This window comes from Pseudomonas sp. CFBP13528 (genome assembly GCF_005233615.1).
GTDB lineage: Bacteria > Pseudomonadota > Gammaproteobacteria > Pseudomonadales > Pseudomonadaceae > Aquipseudomonas > Aquipseudomonas fluorescens_AM.
In genome coordinates, this window is the sequence record NZ_QGAJ01000022.1 from 1 (window position 1) to 16,624 (window position 16,624).

15 protein-coding genes are annotated in these 16,624 nt (G+C 61.5%); 3 read left to right on the forward strand and 12 right to left on the reverse strand.

Translation table 11 applies throughout. The features are described 5' to 3' along the window. Window positions 1–168 precede the first annotated feature (168 nt). The 8 genes from PspCFBP13528_RS25455 to gcl form a co-directional block, all read right to left on the reverse strand. Complete coding sequence (locus tag PspCFBP13528_RS25455; protein WP_137201762.1) at window positions 169–1,173, reverse strand: sulfate ABC transporter substrate-binding protein; 1,005 nt, start codon at window positions 1,171–1,173, stop codon at window positions 169–171. Between the two features lie 97 nt (window positions 1,174–1,270). Then, window positions 1,271–2,095: an ion transporter gene (locus PspCFBP13528_RS25460; protein WP_065949143.1), complete on the reverse strand. Its 825-nt coding sequence runs from the start codon at window positions 2,093–2,095 to the stop codon at window positions 1,271–1,273. Between the two features lie 31 nt (window positions 2,096–2,126). Then, on the reverse strand, window positions 2,127–3,002 hold the full coding sequence (locus PspCFBP13528_RS25465; protein WP_137201763.1) for an urea transporter: 876 nt from the start codon (window positions 3,000–3,002) through the stop codon (window positions 2,127–2,129). A 137-nt stretch (window positions 3,003–3,139) separates the two neighbouring features. Then, a complete protein-coding gene (gene pyk / locus PspCFBP13528_RS25470; protein WP_137201764.1) occupies window positions 3,140–4,555 on the reverse strand; it encodes a pyruvate kinase in 1,416 nt (471 codons plus the stop codon). Then, entirely contained in the window at window positions 4,545–5,825 is a 1,281-nt protein-coding gene (locus PspCFBP13528_RS25475; RefSeq protein WP_137201765.1) for a glycerate kinase, read from the reverse strand. Before PspCFBP13528_RS25475 ends, pyk begins: the two co-directional genes overlap by 11 nt. A gap of 176 nt (window positions 5,826–6,001) precedes the next feature. Continuing rightward, window positions 6,002–6,892 (reverse strand): 2-hydroxy-3-oxopropionate reductase, encoded by an 891-nt coding sequence (locus PspCFBP13528_RS25480; protein ID WP_137201766.1) that lies wholly within the window; start codon window positions 6,890–6,892, stop codon window positions 6,002–6,004. A gap of 174 nt (window positions 6,893–7,066) precedes the next feature. Further along, entirely contained in the window at window positions 7,067–7,849 is a 783-nt protein-coding gene (gene hyi, locus PspCFBP13528_RS25485) for a hydroxypyruvate isomerase (RefSeq protein WP_137201767.1), read from the reverse strand. A gap of 10 nt (window positions 7,850–7,859) precedes the next feature. After that, on the reverse strand, window positions 7,860–9,635 hold the full coding sequence (gene gcl, locus PspCFBP13528_RS25490) for a glyoxylate carboligase (protein WP_137201768.1): 1,776 nt from the start codon (window positions 9,633–9,635) through the stop codon (window positions 7,860–7,862). Between the two features lie 255 nt (window positions 9,636–9,890). On the opposite strand from gcl, the gene PspCFBP13528_RS25495 reads away from it, so the two are divergent. Continuing rightward, window positions 9,891–10,331, forward strand: coding sequence for a heme-binding protein (locus PspCFBP13528_RS25495; protein WP_137201769.1), 441 nt, complete (start codon window positions 9,891–9,893; stop codon window positions 10,329–10,331). Between the two features lie 127 nt (window positions 10,332–10,458). Here the strand turns inward: PspCFBP13528_RS25495 and PspCFBP13528_RS25500 are convergent, their stop codons facing one another. After that, window positions 10,459–11,064 carry a TetR/AcrR family transcriptional regulator gene (locus tag PspCFBP13528_RS25500; protein ID WP_137201770.1) on the reverse strand — a complete coding sequence of 202 codons (606 nt, stop codon included), beginning with the start codon at window positions 11,062–11,064 and terminating at the stop codon, window positions 10,459–10,461. Window positions 11,065–11,199: 135 nt separating this feature from the next. Here PspCFBP13528_RS25500 and PspCFBP13528_RS25505 point away from each other — a divergent pair, with 135 nt between their 5' ends. Beyond that, on the forward strand, window positions 11,200–12,114 hold the full coding sequence (locus PspCFBP13528_RS25505; RefSeq protein ID WP_065949136.1) for a DUF808 domain-containing protein: 915 nt from the start codon (window positions 11,200–11,202) through the stop codon (window positions 12,112–12,114). 102 nt (window positions 12,115–12,216) lie between these two features. Here PspCFBP13528_RS25505 and PspCFBP13528_RS25510 read toward each other — a convergent pair whose 3' ends face one another. After that, on the reverse strand, window positions 12,217–13,005 hold the full coding sequence (locus PspCFBP13528_RS25510) for a VacJ family lipoprotein (protein WP_057722699.1): 789 nt from the start codon (window positions 13,003–13,005) through the stop codon (window positions 12,217–12,219). Continuing rightward, window positions 12,998–14,296 (reverse strand): serine/threonine protein kinase, encoded by a 1,299-nt coding sequence (locus PspCFBP13528_RS25515; protein WP_137201771.1) that lies wholly within the window; start codon window positions 14,294–14,296, stop codon window positions 12,998–13,000. The genes PspCFBP13528_RS25510 and PspCFBP13528_RS25515 overlap by 8 nt, the downstream gene beginning before the upstream one ends. A 235-nt stretch (window positions 14,297–14,531) precedes the next feature. Here PspCFBP13528_RS25515 and PspCFBP13528_RS25520 point away from each other — a divergent pair, with 235 nt between their 5' ends. After that, entirely contained in the window at window positions 14,532–14,900 is a 369-nt protein-coding gene (locus PspCFBP13528_RS25520; RefSeq protein ID WP_137201772.1) for a hypothetical protein, read from the forward strand. 80 nt (window positions 14,901–14,980) lie between these two features. Here PspCFBP13528_RS25520 and PspCFBP13528_RS25525 read toward each other — a convergent pair whose 3' ends face one another. Continuing rightward, on the reverse strand, window positions 14,981–16,534 hold the full coding sequence (locus PspCFBP13528_RS25525) for a glycosyl hydrolase family 17 protein (RefSeq protein WP_137201773.1): 1,554 nt from the start codon (window positions 16,532–16,534) through the stop codon (window positions 14,981–14,983). Between the last annotated feature and the right edge of the window lie 90 nt (window positions 16,535–16,624).

Genomic DNA, 16,624 nt, shown 5'->3' on the forward strand with positions numbered 1-16,624 from the left:
TCACTCGAATAAGATTTACGCATAACCAAACACCTCAGATTTGGGCGCTATCATAGCGCCCGATTGAAGTGTCCAAAATCATTAGGCCAGTTCAGGGGGGCTCCTACAGACTGGCATCAGGGCAAGCCCTCTCCCACAGTCATGGCGGTGTTTATCCAGCCGGAACGCTTACTGGCCGGTGTAAATCTGGTCAAACACCCCGCCATCGTTGAAGTGGGTTTTCTGCACGGTGCGCCAGTCACCAAAGGTCTTCTCCACCGACAGGAAGTCGACTTTCGGGAAACGGTCGGTGTACTTGGCCAGCACGTTGGGGTCACGCGGGCGCAGGTAATTGTTGGCGGCGATTTCCTGGCCTTCAGGCGACCACAGGTACTTCAAATAGTCTTCGGCGGCTGCGCGGGTGCCTTTCTTCTCGACCACTTTGTCGACCACCGACACCGGCGGCTCGGCCTCGGCGGACACGCTTGGGTAGATCACTTCGAACTGATCACGACCGAACTCACGGGCAATCATTTCCGCTTCGTTCTCAAAGGTCACCAGCACGTCGCCGATCTGGTTGGTCATGAAGGTGGTCGTTGCAGCCCGGCCACCGGTGTCGAGTACCGGCGCTTGTTTGAACAGCTTGCCGACAAAGGCCTTGGCTTTTTCTTCATCGCCGCCGTTTTTCAGCACATAGCCCCAGGCCGACAGGTAAGTGTAGCGGCCGTTACCCGAGGTCTTCGGGTTGGGCAAGATCACTTGTACGCCATCCTTGAGCAGATCCGGCCAATCTTTCAGGGCTTTCGGGTTGCCCTTGCGCACGATAAATACAGTGGCCGAGGTGAACGGCGCACTGTTGTTCGGCAGGCGGGTGACCCAGTTGTCCGGCACCAGCTTGCCGTTGTCGGCCAGGGCGTTGATGTCGGTGGCCATGTTCATGGTAATCACGTCCGCCGGCAGGCCGTCGATCACCGAGCGCGCCTGTTTGCTGGAGCCGCCGAAGGACGTCTGCAGGGTCAGCTTGTCATTCGGGTGCTCGGCGTCCCAATGCTTCTGGAAGGCGGCGTTGTAGTCCTTGTAGAAATCACGCATCACGTCATAGGAGACGTTGAGCAGAGTGACCGGAGCCGCCTGGACGGCGCCGGCCAAGGCCAGGCCGGCGGCCAGGAGGGAGGCGCTGAGGATGTTTTTCACTGCTCATTCCTTGTTGTTCGAGAGACGGGGGGGAGGCACAATGCCAGCGACTATAGCCGGGGCTGCATAGTCGCTTAAAGATTAAAAAGAACTTTGCTTATTCCACTTTCTTAAAGAGGTTGCTGCCACAGCGTGAGCAAAACGCTGCATTCGGCTCGTGACTGTTCTTCTTGCACACCGGGCAGTCGGTCTGCAGCTGTTCACCGCGCATGGCACTGGCCAGCTCGGCGGTGAATATCCCGGTAGGCACGGCAATAATCGAGTAACCGGTGATCATCACCAGCGAGGAAATGACCTGGCCCAGGGGAGTCTTGGGCACGATATCGCCAAAGCCCACAGTGGTGAGCGTCACGATCGCCCAATAAATGCCCTTGGGAATGCTGGTAAACCCGTGTTCCGGGCCCTCGATCACGTACATCAGGGTGCCGAACACCGTCACCAGGGTGCACACGCTGACCAGGAATACCACGATCTTCTGCTTGCTGCCGCGCAGTGCCGCCATCAGGTAGTTGGCCTGCTTGAGGTACGGACTGAGCTTGAGGACGCGGAAGATCCGCAGCATGCGGATGATGCGGATGATCAGCAGGTACTGCGCGTCGCTGTAGTACAGCGCAAGGATGCCGGGAACGATGGCAAGCAGATCCACCAGGCCATAAAAGCTGAAGGCGTAGCGCAATGGCTTGGGCGAGCAGTACAGGCGCAGGCCGTACTCGATGGCGAAGATCAGCGTGAAGCCCCACTCGATATAGGCCAGCACGTCAGCGTAGTTCTGGTGGACTTCGTCGATGCTGTCGAGCATCACGATCACCAGGCTGGCGAGGATGATCAACAACAGGATGCCGTCAAAGCGCCGCCCGGCGACGGTGTCGCTTTGGAAAACCATCACGTAGAGCCGCTGGCGCCAGTCGTTGTTGCTGTCCATAAATCCCGCTCGAATTGAATATCGGCAAAGCCTAGGGGGATTCGTACGGACTGTCCATGCGCGGTTTGCGCAGTATTCGCTGGCTGGCGCGCACCAGCCAGCAGGTCAGAATGAATGGCGCGGTCAGCGCCGGCAGGTGCAGTGCGGCGAAGCCGGGTGTGAGCATGATTGCCAGGACGATGCCGATCAGCGGCAACCAAGGCTCGCGGCGCGCCTGGCTCAATGCCAGGGCGGCAAGCGCTGGGTTATAGCTGTGCAGACCGAGCAGGGCGCCGCTGGTTTCGCCCGGCAGCAAGGCGACCAGTACGCCGGCGATGGCGCCGGTCAGTGCCCACACAGCGGCGCGCCGGTCAGCCAGCAGCAGGCCGAGCGCAATCAAGGCCCCGGCCAGGGGCTGATCCAGCAGCATCACTTGCGCCAGGCCGGTAAACGGCGCAGCGATTACCGTCACGGTATCGGGCTCGCTCAGGGCCAAGGTAGCGGGGGCGATGTTGCCCAGCAACAACCAGCCCAGGACGACAAAGGGTGTGGTGTAGGCGGGCAGATCCCGGGGTTGGGCGGCGTATTTCGACCACTGCCGCACCAGCATTGCGCTCAAGCCGCCACAGGCCAGGATCAGCGGCGGCACCAATGCCGACCAGGCGAAGTGGTGGCTGATCAACAAGCCCAGCAATACGCCGTTGTAGCTGTACAGTCCGGCCTGGCGTTCAGCCTTGGGGTAGCCGCGTCGCTGGGCCGTGAGCAAGCCCGCGAGGCCGCCCAGCAAGGCGCCGCCGAGCAAAGCCGGCGCGCCGACCAGGATCGCCAACAGGCACAGCAGGCCGCACAGCGGATGGCGCTGGAGGAAGATCTGGCTGAAGCCGTTGAGCAGGGCTTCGGCCCAGTCGGGGCAGGTTGGATTGTGCATTGGGGGGCGTCAATGAGACCGAGTTGTGCCTATCGGGGGCAAGCCCCCTCCCACATTGGCCTGCATTCACAATCGCAACTATGTGAACCCAATCAAGTGTGGGAGGGGGCTTGCCCCCGATGAGGCCCGAACAGACGTTAAATCAGGGTTTCGATACGCAAGGAATTGGTCGACCCCAACTGCCCGAACGGCACCCCCGCAGTAATCACCAAGGTATCCCCACGCTGCGCCATGCCCTGGGCCTGGGCGATCTCAAGCGCGGTAGAACACACCTCATCCACCTGTCGAAGCCGATCATTGACCACCGAGTGCACCCCCCACGCCATGCTCAAGCGCCGCGCCGTGGACAAGTTCGGCGTAAGCGTGAGGATCGGCGCCACCGGCCGCTCCCGTGCCGCGCGCAGGCTGGAGGCGCCCGACTCGCTGTAGTTCACCAGCACCGCCACCGGCAGGATGCTGCTGATACGGCGGATCGCGCAGCTGATGGCGTCCGACACCGTGGCATCCGCCCCGGGCCGGCTCACATCCAGTTGGGCCTGGTAGTCCGGGCCGTTTTCCACCTGACGGATGATCTTGCTCATCATCTGCACGGCTTCCAGCGGGTACTCGCCCGAGGCGGTTTCGGCCGACAGCATCAGCGCATCCGCACCTTCAGCCACCGCATTGGCCACGTCGGTGACTTCGGCGCGGGTCGGTGCTGGAGAGAAACGCATGGATTCGAGCATCTGGGTCGCCACCACCACGGGTTTACCCAGTTGGCGGCAGGTTTGGATGATGTCCTTCTGGATGTGCGGCACGCTCTCGGCTGGCACTTCCACGCCCAAGTCGCCGCGGGCCACCATGATCGCATCGCTCAATTGGGCGATTTCGCGCAATTGTTGAACCGCCGAGGGCTTCTCGATCTTGGCCATCAGGAATGCCCTGTCGCCGATCAGTGCGCGGGCTTCGCGGATATCTTCCGGGCGCTGCACGAACGACAGCGCCACCCAGTCCACGCCCAGCTCCAGGCCGAAGCTCAGGTCGCGACGGTCCTTGGCGGTCAGCGGGCTGAGTTGCAACAGTGCCTGGGGCACATTCACGCCTTTGCGGTCGGACAGCTCGCCACCATTGAGCACGGTGGTGTCGATGGCGTCGGCGTGCCGGGTGATCACGCGCAGGCGCAGTTTGCCGTCGTCCAGCAACAGATCCATGCCGGGCTCCAGTGCCGCGATGATTTCCGGGTGGGGCAGGTTGACCCGACGTTGATCGCCCGGTGTTTCATCCAGGTCCAGGCGCAGCGCCTGGCCGCGCACCAGTTGCACCTTGCCCTCGGCAAAGCGCCCGACGCGCAACTTGGGCCCTTGCAGGTCCATGAGGATGCCCAGCGGGTAATTCAGTTGGCGCTCTACCTGGCGAATCCACTGGTAGCGCTGCGCGTGATCGGCGTGGTCACCGTGGCTGAAATTGAGGCGAAAGATATTCACCCCGGCCTGCACCAGCTCGCGTATGTCGTCGATCCCATCGGTGGCCGGGCCCAGGGTGGCGAGGATTTTGACCTTCTTGTCAGGCGTCATGTTTGGCAGTCTCAAGGATCAGGATGGCGCGCAAGTCGTTGACGTTGGTGCGGGTCGGCTCGGTGACGATCAAGTCGCCCAGGGCGGCGAAATAGCCGTAGCCGTTGTTGTTATCCAGCTCGTCGCTGGCGCTCAGGCCCATGGCTTCGGCACGGCGGTAGCTGCACGGGGTCATGAGCGCGCCGGCGTTGTCTTCCGAGCCATCGATGCCATCGGTGTCGCCGGCCAGGGCGTACACGCCAGGCAGGCCCTTGAGGCTGTCGGTGAGGCTGAGCAGAAATTCCGCGTTGCGCCCGCCACGGCCATTGCCGCGTACGGTGACGGTGGTTTCGCCGCCGGAGAGGATCACGCACGGCGCCGCCAGTGGCTGGCCGTGCTGCACGATTTGCCGGGCGATGCCGGCGTGCACCTTGGCCACCTCGCGCGCTTCACCTTCGAGGTCGCCGAGGATCAGCGGGCTGAAACCGGCCTGGCGGACTTTTACCGCCACCGCTTCCAGGGATTGCTGCGGCCGGGCGATCAATTGGAAGTGGCTGCGGGCGAGCAGCGGGTCGCCGGGCTTGACGGTTTCCGAGGCGGGATCCTGCAGCCAACTGCGCACCGAGGCGGGGACGTCAATGCCATAGCGCTTGAGGATTGCCAGGGCCTGCTGCGAGGTACTGGGGTCACCGACGGTAGGGCCGGAGGCAATTACCGTGGCCAGGTCGCCCGGCACATCGGAAATTGCGTAGGTATAAACCGTGGCCGGCCATGCCGCCTTGGCCAAGCGCCCGCCCTTGATCGCCGAGAGGTGCTTGCGCACGCAGTTCATCTCGCCAATGGTGGCGCCGGACTTGAGCAGGGCTTTGTTGATGCTTTGCTTGTCGGCCAGGGTGATGCCGTCGGCGGGCAGGGCGAGCAAGGCGGAGCCGCCACCGGAGAGCAGGAAGATCACGCGATCGTCTTCGTTCAGATCGCTGATCAGTTCCAGCACGCGCTTGGCCACGGCCAGGCCGGCAGCGTCGGGCACGGGATGCGCGGCCTCGACCACTTCGATTTTCTTGCACGGTGCGCCATGGCCGTAGCGGGTGACGACCAGGCCGCTGACCTCGCCCTGCCAGCTGTTCTCCACGACCAGCGCCATGGCGGCTGCGGCCTTGCCGGCGCCGATCACGATCACACGGCCGCTGCGGTCGGCGGGCAGGTAAGGTTCAAGGACTTGCCGGGGGTGGGCGGCGGCGATGGCTGTGGCAAACAGCTCGCGAAGCAGGTGTTGCGGATCGGCCGACATAGGCGGGCTCCCGGGGATTCTTGTTATTAGAGATGCAACAATCCAGCGATGAAATGAGGGCCGAATGTGGGAGGGGGCTTGCCCCCGATAGCAGTGTTTCAGTCACATCACCTATACCTGATACACCGCAATCGGGGGCAAGCCGCCTCCCACACTGGATTGCATTTCAAGGTGGGTTACTTGTCGCGAATCGAGAAGTTCGCCATATGCTCCAGGCCCTTGATCAGCGCCGAGTGGTCCCAGTTACCGCCGCCAAGCGCGGCGCAGGTGCTGAACACTTGCTGGGTGCCGGCGGTGTTCGGCAGGTTGATCCCCAACTCCTTGGCCCCGGCCAGGGCCAGGTTCAGATCCTTCTGGTGCAGGTTGATGCGGAAACCCGGATCGAAGGTGCCCTTGATCATGCGTTCGCCATGCACTTCGAGAATCTTCGACGACGCAAAGCCGCCCATCAGCGCTTCACGCACCTTGGCCGGGTCCGCGCCATTTTTCGAGGCGAACAGCAGTGCTTCGGCCACCGCCTGGATATTCAGCGCGACGATGATCTGGTTGGCGACCTTGGCGGTCTGGCCATCGCCGTTGCCGCCGACCAGGGTGATGTTCTTGCCCATGGCCTGGAACAGCGGCAGGGCGCGCTCGAAGGTCTGCGGCTCGCCACCGATCATGATGCTCAAGGTGCCAGCCTTGGCGCCGACTTCACCACCGGACACCGGTGCATCCAGGTAGTGCGCGCCGGTCTCGTTGACCTTTGCCGCGAACGCCTTGGTGGCGGTGGGGGAGATCGAACTCATGTCGATCACCACTTTATTGGGCGACAGCCCGGCGGCCACACCGTCGGCACGGAACAGCACGTCTTCGACCTGCGGGGTGTCCGGCACCATCACGATGATGAATTCGGCTTCCTGGGCGACTTGCTGCGGGTTGGCCAGCGCCACCGCGCCAGCAGCGATCAGCTCGGCCGGCGCTTTGCCGTGATGCTCGGAGAGAAACAATTGATGTCCTGCTTTCTGCAGGTTGGCGGCCATGGGTTGGCCCATGATGCCGGTGCCGATAAATCCGATTTTAGCCATGATCAAAATCCTCTTTTTTATTCGGTAGGCAGACTTGTTGAGGTCTGCCAGACACGGCAAGTCCAATGTGGGAGGGGGCTTGCCCCCGATAGCGGTGCATCAGCCGGCACATCTGTTGAATGAGACATTGCTATCGGGAGCATGCCCCCTCCCACATTTTTTGTGTTGTGTCTGTTAGATGGCGTTATGGGTTTTGAGCCAACCCAAACCCGCTTCGGTGGTGGTCAACGGCTTGTATTCACAGCCAACCCAACCCGCGTACCCGATGCGGTCCAAATGCTCGAGCAGGAACCGGTAATTGATCTCCCCCGTTCCCGGCTCGTTACGCCCCGGGTTATCTGCCAGCTGGATATGGTTGATGACCCCCAGGTGCGTCGCCATGGTCCGCGCCAAGTCGCCTTCCATGATTTGCATGTGATAGATGTCGTATTGCAGGAACAGGTTGTCACTGCCCACCTGCTCGCGAATCGACAGGGCCTGGGCGGTGTTGTTCAGGTAAAAGCCTTGGATGTCGCGGGTGTTGATCATCTCTATCACCAGCCTGATGCCCGCCGCCTGCAACGCGTCGGCGGCGTACTTGAGGTTGGCGACGAAGGTCTTTTCCACGGTTTCGTCATCCACGCCTTGCGGCCGGATACCCGCCAGGCAGTTGACCTGGGTATTGCCCAGCACCTGGGCGTAGGCGATGGCCAGCTTGACCCCGGCGCGAAACTCCTCGACCCGGTCGGGGTGGCAGGCCAGGCCGCGCTCGCCTTTGGCCCAGTCCCCGGCCGGCAGGTTGAACAGCACCTGGGTCAGACCGTTGGCGTCGAGCTGCGCCTTGATGTCGGCTGAACTGAATTCATACGGGAACAGGTATTCCACACCTTCGAAGCCCGCATCGGCGGCCGCTTTGAAGCGGGCAAGGAAATCCTGTTCGGTAAACAGCATGGACAGGTTGGCGGCAAAGCGCGGCATAGGGTTCTCCTTAATCGAGCAGGGAAATGGCGGTCGGTGCGTCGTTGCCGACCAGGGCCAGGTCTTCGAATTCGTTGACGGCGTTGATCTCGCTGCCCATGGAAATATTGGTCACCCGTTCCAGAATAATCTCAACGATCACCGGCACCTTGAATTCTTCGATCATTTGCTGGGCGCGGCGCAGCGCCGGCTGGATCTGGCTCGGCTCGAACACACGCAACGCCTTGCAACCCAGGCCCTCGGCGACGGCCACATGGTCGACGCCATAACCGTTGAGTTCCGGTGCGTTGAGGTTGTCGAAAGACAACTGCACGCAGTAGTCCATTTCAAAGCCGCGTTGCGCCTGGCGGATCAAACCCAGGTAGGAGTTGTTCACCACCACGTGGATATACGGCAGCTTGAACTGCGCGCCGACTGCCAGCTCTTCGATCATGAACTGGAAATCATAGTCGCCGGACAACGCCACGACTTTGCGGCTCGGGTCGGCCTTGACCACGCCGAGCGCCGCCGGAATGGTCCAGCCCAGGGGGCCCGCCTGGCCGCAGTTGATCCAGTGGCGTGGCTTGTACACATGCAGGAACTGCGCGCCGGCAATCTGCGACAGGCCGATGGTGCTGACGTAGCAGGTGTCTTTGCCGAACACCTGGTTCATCTCTTCGTACACCCGTTGCGGCTTGACCGGTACGTTGTCGAAGTGGGTCTTGCGATGCAGGGTGGCCTTGCGCTGCTGGCAGTCGTGCAGCCAGGCGCTGCGGTCCTTGAGCTTGCCGGCGGCTTTCCACTCGCGGGCCACTTCAATGAACATCGTCAGCGCGGAACCGGCGTCGGACACGATGCCCAGGTCCGGGGTGAACACGCGCCCGATCTGCGTGGGTTCGATGTCGACGTGAATGAATGTGCGGCCTTCGGTGTACACCTCCACCGAGCCGGTGTGACGGTTGGCCCAGCGGTTGCCGATACCCAGCACCACGTCCGACTTGAGCATGGTCGCGTTGCCATAACGGTGGGACGTCTGCAGGCCGACCATGCCCACCATCAGCGGGTGATCGTCGGGGATGGTGCCCCAGCCCATCAAGGTCGGAATCACCGGGATACCCGTCAGCTCGGCGAATTCCACCAGCAACTCGCTGGCATCAGCGTTGATGACCCCGCCGCCGCTGACCAGCAAGGGGCGCTCTGCCTGGTCGAGCAGGGCCAGGGCCTTTTCCACCTGGATGCGGGTGGCCAAAGGCTTGGCCAGGGGCAGCGGCTGGTAGGCGTCGATGTCGAATTCGATCTCGGCCATCTGTACGTCGAACGGCAAATCGATCAGCACCGGACCGGGGCGCCCGGAGCGCATCTCATAAAACGCTTTTTGAAACGCGTAGGGCACTTGGCCGGGCTCCATGACCGTGGTCGCCCACTTGGTCACCGGCTTGACGATGCTGGTGATGTCCACCGCCTGGAAGTCTTCCTTGTGCATCCGGGCACGCGGCGCTTGCCCGGTGATGCACAGGATCGGGATCGAATCGGCCGAGGCGCTGTACAGGCCGGTGACCATGTCAGTGCCCGCCGGGCCCGAGGTGCCGATGCACACGCCAATATTGCCGGCCTTGGTGCGGGTGTAGCCCTCGGCCATGTGTGAGGCGCCTTCAACGTGGCGAGCAAGGACGTGATCGATGCCACCCACCTTCTGCAAGGCCGAATACAGCGGGTTGATCGCGGCGCCTGGGATACCGAAGGCGGTGTCCACCCCTTCACGGCGCATCACCAGGACGGCGGCTTCGATTGCTCTCATTTTGCTCATGGTTTTGGTGCCTCTTGCGTTTTGTAATTGTATACAAGTGGTGTCAGGGCAAAGTGTATTCACGGCGAGCGGCGTAGGTCAATGCATTTCATAAGCTGACTTTTTCGTTCGTCCGAATCGCTTTTTTCGACGTATGGAAGGTTTGTTTGAAAATATTGTATACAAAAACAAATACCATTGTGTTCTATTTGTTCGATGCGGCATCTGATCAAACAGACGCTCCAACGTATTCCCAATAACAAGAAGGACGGCACCATGAGCGCTTTAACCTTGAAGATTGCCACCCAACTGGCCAGCCAGGCCCTCGCTGCGGGCCGCACCATTGCCGCCGCGCCGCTGACCATTGCAGTGCTCGACAGTGGCGGGCACCTGGTCGCCCTGCAGCGCGAAGACGGCGCGAGCCTGCTGCGCCCGCAGATCGCGATCGGCAAAGCCTGGGGCGCGATTGCCCTGGGCAAAGGCTCACGCCTGCTGGCGCTCGATGCGCAGCAGCGGCCAGCGTTTATCGCAGCGCTGAACAGCCTGGGGCAGGGCAGTGTGGTGCCGGCGGCGGGCGGGGTGTTGATTCGAAATCAGGATGGCGTGGTGCTGGGGGCGATCGGGATCAGTGGGGACACGCCGGATATTGACGAACAGTGTGCGATCACGGCGATCGAGGGGGTGGGGTTGAGGGCGGATGCGGGGGTGTCGGCTTAAAGTATTGAGTGACTGTCAGGGCCTCATCGGGGGCAAGCCCCTCCCACAGTTGACCGCATTCTCAAAGTGAACATCGGTGAAGTGCGGGAGGGGGCTTGCCCCCGATTGGCACAGGCACCTCAGTGCGTCAGTCCGGCTCACACCCCTTGAGCACCAACCGAATGATCGTCTGCGCCGCCGCCTCATAATCGGCCTCATCCAACCTGGCCTTTCCCGTCACCGCAGAGATCTGCCAGTCGAAATCCGCATAGGTCTGGGTCGCCGCCCAGATGCTGAACATGAGGTGATTAGGCTCGATCTTCGCGATCAGGCCGCGCTCCACCCAGTCCTGGATGCAGTCGATATTGTGCCTGGCCTGGGCATTGAGCTGTTCGACCTGCTCGGCGCTCAGGTGCGGCGCGCCGTGCATGATTTCACTGGCGAACACCTTGGAAGCAAACGGCAGGTCCCGGGATATGCGGATCTTGGAGCGGATGTAGTTGCTCAGTACTTCCTTGGGATCGCCATCGGCGTTGAAGGGCGTGGAGGCAGCCAGGATCGGCTCGATAATGCTCTCAAGCACCTCGCGGTAGAGGTTGTCCTTGGACTTGAAGTAATAGTAGACGTTGGGCTTGGGCAGCCCGGCCTTGGCGGCGATGTCGCTGGTTTTGGTCGCGGCGAAGCCCTTGTCGGCAAACTCCTCGCTTGCCGCCCGCAGGATTTTTTCTTTGTTGCGCTCGCGAATGCTGCTCATAAACCAGAGGTTTCCTTGCCATGACAGGCGGTTGCGCATGGTAGCACCGGCCATCCGCGCGCCTCAACAATGTGCCCGCTAAGCACTGCGCCGCGCTATGCTCGCCTCATCTATCACTTAACGGATACCCGATTCATGGCAGGAAGCAGCTTGTTGGTTTTGCTCGACGATATCGCCGCGGTACTCGATGACGTTGCACTGATGACAAAAATGGCGGCGAAGAAGACCTCGGGTGTGCTCGGCGATGACCTGGCGCTCAATGCCCAGCAAGTCTCCGGCGTGCGCGCCGAGCGGGAAATTCCCGTGGTGTGGGCGGTGGCCAAGGGCTCGTTCGTGAACAAGTTGATCCTGGTGCCCACCGCACTGTTGATCAGCGCTTTTGCCCCTTGGGCGGTGACGCCACTGTTGATGCTGGGCGGCGCCTACCTGTGTTTCGAAGGGTTCGAAAAACTCGCGCACAAATTTCTGCACAGCAAGGCGCAAGACCAGGCCGAACACGCGCAGTTGAGCGAAGCGGTGGCCGACCCGGCGACTGACCTGGTGGCCTTCGAAAAGGACAAGATCAAAGGCGCGATCCGCACCGACTTCATTCTGTCGGCCGAAATCATCGCCATCACCCTCGGTATCGTGGCCGATGCGGCGTTGACGCAGCAGGTGATCGTGCTGTCGGGCATCGCCATTGTCATGACCGCAGGCGTTTACGGGCTGGTGGCGGGTATCGTCAAACTCGATGACTTGGGGTTGTGGCTGACACAGAAACCGGGGCAAGTGGCGCGCAGTATTGGCGGCGCCATCCTGAGTGCCGCGCCTTATATGATGAAAAGCCTGTCGGTGATCGGCACGGCGGCGATGTTCATGGTCGGCGGCGGTATTCTCACCCATGGCGTGCCGGTGGTGCATCACTGGATCGAAACCGTCAGCCAGAACAGCGGGGCGCTGGCGTGGCTGATGCCGACGTTGTTGAACGCGGTGGCGGGGATTATTGCAGGGGCTGTGGTGTTGGCCGTGGTCAGCGTGGTCGGCAAGGTTTGGAAAGCGTTCAGGGCATGAAGTAGCAGGCATAAAAAAGGCCATTCGATTGAATGGCCTTTTTTTGTGGTCAGGAGATGATCGTTCCTTTGCTCCGCGTGGGAACGATCTAAGGGGCGCTGTTTACTCGGCAATCTGCAACTTGCGCGATTCGGTGTAGATGTACCGCACCTTCTCATACTCGAACGGCGAGTTCATCTGACCATAGCGGAAGCTGGTCTGGTAGCGCTTGTCCACAGCGCGCAATGCCCAGATTTCCGGGTGGTTGGAGCTGACTTCGGACACATTGAGGAAGTTGATCTGCGATTCTGCGGTGTAGTCCACCAGCAATCCGGTGGTATCGCGCAGGTTCGACGGGCCGAAGATCGGCAGCACCACATAGGCCCCGCCGGGTACGCCGTAGAAGCCCAGGGTCTGACCGAAGTCTTCGCTCTGGCGCGGCAGGCCCATGGCGGTGGCCGGGTCCCACAGGCCGGCGATGCCGATGGTGGTGTTGACCAGCAGGCGTCCGGTGGTTTCCAGGGAGCGATGGCCCTTGAGTTGCAGCAGGCTGTTCAACAGATTGGGCACGTCGCCCAGGTTGTTGAAGAAATTGCTCACGCCGGTGCGCAGGAAACTTGGGGTGACGTAGCGGTAACCGTCCACCACCGGCAGGAACACCCACTGGTCGAAGCGATAGTTGAAGTGATACACACGGCGGTTCCACGACTCCAGCGGGTCGTAGACGTTGAGTGCGGTCAGCGACGAGCGCTCGAATTCACGTTGGTCCAGACCTGCGTTGAACTTGAGTTTGGTCAACGGTTCCTTGAACCCGTCGGCATCGACCTTGACCGGTTCGTGGGCCTTGCTGTTGTCGGCATTGGCCACGCCTGCGCACATCAGTGCGGCAAGCAGCAGAAGATATTTAGCCACGGAAGAACTCCAGCATGGCGTCGGCGTTGACGCGGTAATTGAGGTTGCCGCAGTGGCCGCCCAGCGGGTAGACGGTCAAGCGATCGCCGAAGGTTTTACGCAGGAAACCCAGGTCGCCCGGGCCGAGGATCACGTCGTCGGCGTTGTGCATCACGGCGATTTTCGGGCTGGCGTGCAGGTAGTCCTTGAGCGCATACAGGCTCACCTGGTCCACCAGTTGCAGCAGACTGCCGCCGTCGGAACGGGCGCGCCACATCGGGATCACCTGTTCGGTGAGGTAGCAGTCGAAGTCGCATTGCAGGGCACGCTTGAGGAACGGCGTGAGGCTGGTGCCTTCGGTGATCGGGTATTTCGGCGGGATGATCAGGCCGCGGCGGTTGATCAGGTCCGAGGTAAAGGCGATGTCGGCGGCAGAGAAGCGGAACGAGGTGCCGATCAGCATGGCCATCTGTTCGTTGGTCAGGTGCTGCTTCGATTGCTGGAAGTCGTAGAGCAGGGCGTCATTGAGGTCGATGTAGCCCTTTTGCTGGAAGTAGCGGGTCAGCTTGCTCAACACCAGCTCATAGAAGGTGGTGGTGTTGTTGATGCCCTTGACCTCGGTCTGGACCAGCTTGTCGAGGTTGGTGATCGACGTGTAGAGGTTGACCGGTGGGTTGAGCAGCAGCACTTTCTTGAAGTTGAAGCTGCGACGGGTTTCGTCGAGCTTGCTGACAAAAGCTGCATCCAGGGCGCCCAGGCTGTAGCCGGTGAGGTAGAAGTCGGTCACCGGCAACGAAGCGTTCTGCGCGCGCACGGCTTGCATCACGCGGTACATGTCTTCGGCGTCTTCCTGGGTGATACCCGGGGTGGCGAAGCGCGACGCGGCGCTGATGAAGTCGAAGCTGGTCGGCGATGACAACTGCACCACGTGGTAGCCGGCCTGGTAATACAGTTTCTTCAGGTATTCGTTGATGCTGCTGTCGAAGCGCGCACCGGTGCCGGCGATCAGGAAGATCAACGGCGCGGCGCGGTCCTGCTTGGCGATGCGGTAGGTGAGTTTCTTCACCGCCCAGAAGTTGTCCGGCAGGCTGAACTCGCGCTCGGGGCGCATGTTCAAGGTGTAATCGGATTGATTGATCTCCTCGTCAGTCGGCAACGTGGGCCGAAGATCGGGCGGCGTGGTGGCGATGGTCGCTTCGAACGGGTTCGTCAAAGGGTAGCCATAGCTGGCCTGGTCGATATCGACGGCCAGTGCTGACGCACTCAAAAAAAGGCTGCCCACTAAGGCAGCACAGCGCAAGGAACGGAGCATGACTTAATCCCTAAGAGGAAAGGTGCTGAATGAAATTCGCAGGCTATGACCACCGCGTTGCCCCCGAAGTGCCAGCCTTCGGCACGAAAAGTCGGAAATAAACGTCGGAATCGGGGTAATAGCTGGCAGAAGATACACTTTGCCACGCATTGATGAACAGATATCTGCGCGGACACCTTGCTAACGGCCGCTGTGGGATTAAGCTGAGCGCCGTTTTTGCCTATCGGAGTGCCTTATGTCCCGTCGTTTGCCATTGATCCTGCTGCTTATCGCCCTGCCGTTATGGTTGGCGGCCAGTTATGCCGCGCGGTATGGCTTCATGGAGGACGGGCAGTGGGTCGGCATTTGTGCTGATGAAGTCAGTCGCTGGGAATGCCAGGTGCGTTCGAACCTTGGGTTGATGATCCACTTCAAGGTGCTGGGTTGGGCGGCGCTGGCCACATCAATACTGGCGTTTATCGTGCCGGGGCGTGCGGGTTGGGCCTTGGCAGTCTTGGCGATGGTGTTCGGGTTGCCGGCACTGGCGTTGTACAACACCACGTTTGCGGTGTTTGCAGTAGTGATTGCGGGGTTGCGGTTGGTCAGGAAGCCTCGCGCCGTCTGACAGGGCCAATCGGGGGCAAGCCCCCTCCCACAGGGGAACGCATTCCAAATGTGGGAGGGGGCTTGCCCCCGATGACGGTGTCAGGCCCCGCGCACCCGCAGACAACGCCACAAAGCCACAACCATAAGCACGCTCACCACCGCCCACCCCCAAGCCTGCTGATTCAACAATCCCTCACGGTACAACTGCGGCGCAATGCCGGCACCGATGATGAAGGCCAGCAGCGCAATTTCCCGACGCGGTCCGGTCATCGGACGCACCAGGTACACCAGGGCCGGCAGTACCAGTGCCGCGCTCGGAAAGCTGCGATAGCGCGGGTCAAACACCAATGCGAGCATCATCACCGCGCCGGCAAACCCGGCAATCGCCACCAGCCAGCCCGCCCGTTGCTCCAGCCAGTTGAACGCTCGCTCACGCCACCCATCACGGACGCCGAGCGCCAGGGCAGCGTGGGCCAGTACCAGCAGGTTCAACCCCACCAGCAAGCCGGCCCACACCCACTCATCATTAAAGCGTGCAGTCACGCGGGTCAGTTCGGCCCAGGTGCCGATGGAGCACGCCGCGATCGCGCCGAGCAATGGCAGTGCAAGAGCCGCGCGGGTCGTATGGACTCGTCCGCCCAGCACCAAGGTACCCAACAGGATGATCCCGCCCACTCCCAGCCATAGCGGCCAGTACGGCACATTGGTCACCGGCCCTGCGAGGATGCCTTTGTCCTGGCGGTCTGCATCGAACAGCCCCCAATAACCGCCCACGGCACCTTCACTGGCGCGCTTCCACGGCTGGTCAAAGGCTTCAATCAGGTTGTAGCGCCAGCCATTGGCTTCGGCCATGGCGACAAAGCCGCGCATGAACCTGGCTTCATTGACCCGGCTCGGCACGGCGGTTTCGCGCTGACGTCCTTCACTGGGCCAGCCGGTTTCGCCAATCAGGATGTCCTTGGGCGCGAACTTGTGGCCGAAGGTCTGGCGTACATCGCCTACGTGCTTGAGCGCCTGGTCGATGCCGGACGGCTCATCTTCCCAGTACGGCAGCAGGTGGATGGTCAGGAAGTCCACCGCCGGAGCGATCTCCGGGTGCTGCAGCCAGAATTCCCAGACATCGGCGTAGGTGACCGGCTGCCTGATCTGGCGTTTGACGGCCTGGATCAGCGTCACCAGTTGCCTGGCGGTGACTTCCTTGCGCAACAGCGCTTCGTTGCCGACGATGACCGAGGTCACCACGTCCGGGTTGGCATTGGCTGCCGTGATCAACTCGTCGATTTCCTTTTGAGTCGCCACCGGGTCGCTGCTCACCCAGGCTCCGGCCATCACCTTCAGGCCATGCTTGCGCGCCATCTGCGGCAAGGCTTCGAGGCCGGTCATGGAGTACGTGCGAATGCATTCAAAGCGTGTGGCCAGCAGGGCCAGGTCGGCGTCCATGCGCTCGGGACGCAGCTTGAACGGCTGGTCGAACGGCGATTGGTCCTTGTCGAAGGGCGTATAGGACGCACATTGCAGCTTGTGGCTGGCGCTCGCCACATCCGGCAGCACCACGGGCCGGCCGAGGCCATACCAGTAGCCGACAAGGGCGAGCACACCCAGGATCAACGCAAGAAAATAGGGCAGGACGGGGAAGCGGGCAGTCGCGGGCATGGTCGGCTTATCTGGGAGAGCAAAGGCGCGCATCTTACCCGGATTTGGCCTGTGCCAGTGCGGCTGCATAATTTTGACATGCAAACTTCG

Excerpts from the sequence above, each read along its gene's own strand:
- PspCFBP13528_RS25460 (WP_065949143.1), bottom strand. The coding sequence starts at position 2,095 with ATGGACAGCAACAACGACTGGCGCCAGCGGCTCTACGTGATGGTTTTC.
- PspCFBP13528_RS25465 (WP_137201763.1), bottom strand. The coding sequence starts at position 3,002 with ATGCACAATCCAACCTGCCCCGACTGGGCCGAAGCCCTGCTCAACGGC.
- pyk (WP_137201764.1), bottom strand. The coding sequence starts at position 4,555 with ATGACGCCTGACAAGAAGGTCAAAATCCTCGCCACCCTGGGCCCGGCC.
- PspCFBP13528_RS25475 (WP_137201765.1), bottom strand. The coding sequence starts at position 5,825 with ATGTCGGCCGATCCGCAACACCTGCTTCGCGAGCTGTTTGCCACAGCC.
- PspCFBP13528_RS25480 (WP_137201766.1), bottom strand. The coding sequence starts at position 6,892 with ATGGCTAAAATCGGATTTATCGGCACCGGCATCATGGGCCAACCCATG.
- hyi (WP_137201767.1), bottom strand. The coding sequence starts at position 7,849 with ATGCCGCGCTTTGCCGCCAACCTGTCCATGCTGTTTACCGAACAGGAT.
- gcl (WP_137201768.1), bottom strand. The coding sequence starts at position 9,635 with ATGAGCAAAATGAGAGCAATCGAAGCCGCCGTCCTGGTGATGCGCCGT.
- PspCFBP13528_RS25495 (WP_137201769.1), top strand. The coding sequence starts at position 9,891 with ATGAGCGCTTTAACCTTGAAGATTGCCACCCAACTGGCCAGCCAGGCC.
- PspCFBP13528_RS25500 (WP_137201770.1), bottom strand. The coding sequence starts at position 11,064 with ATGAGCAGCATTCGCGAGCGCAACAAAGAAAAAATCCTGCGGGCGGCA.
- PspCFBP13528_RS25505 (WP_065949136.1), top strand. The coding sequence starts at position 11,200 with ATGGCAGGAAGCAGCTTGTTGGTTTTGCTCGACGATATCGCCGCGGTA.
- PspCFBP13528_RS25515 (WP_137201771.1), bottom strand. The coding sequence starts at position 14,296 with ATGCTCCGTTCCTTGCGCTGTGCTGCCTTAGTGGGCAGCCTTTTTTTG.
- PspCFBP13528_RS25520 (WP_137201772.1), top strand. The coding sequence starts at position 14,532 with ATGTCCCGTCGTTTGCCATTGATCCTGCTGCTTATCGCCCTGCCGTTA.
- PspCFBP13528_RS25525 (WP_137201773.1), bottom strand. The coding sequence starts at position 16,534 with ATGCCCGCGACTGCCCGCTTCCCCGTCCTGCCCTATTTTCTTGCGTTG.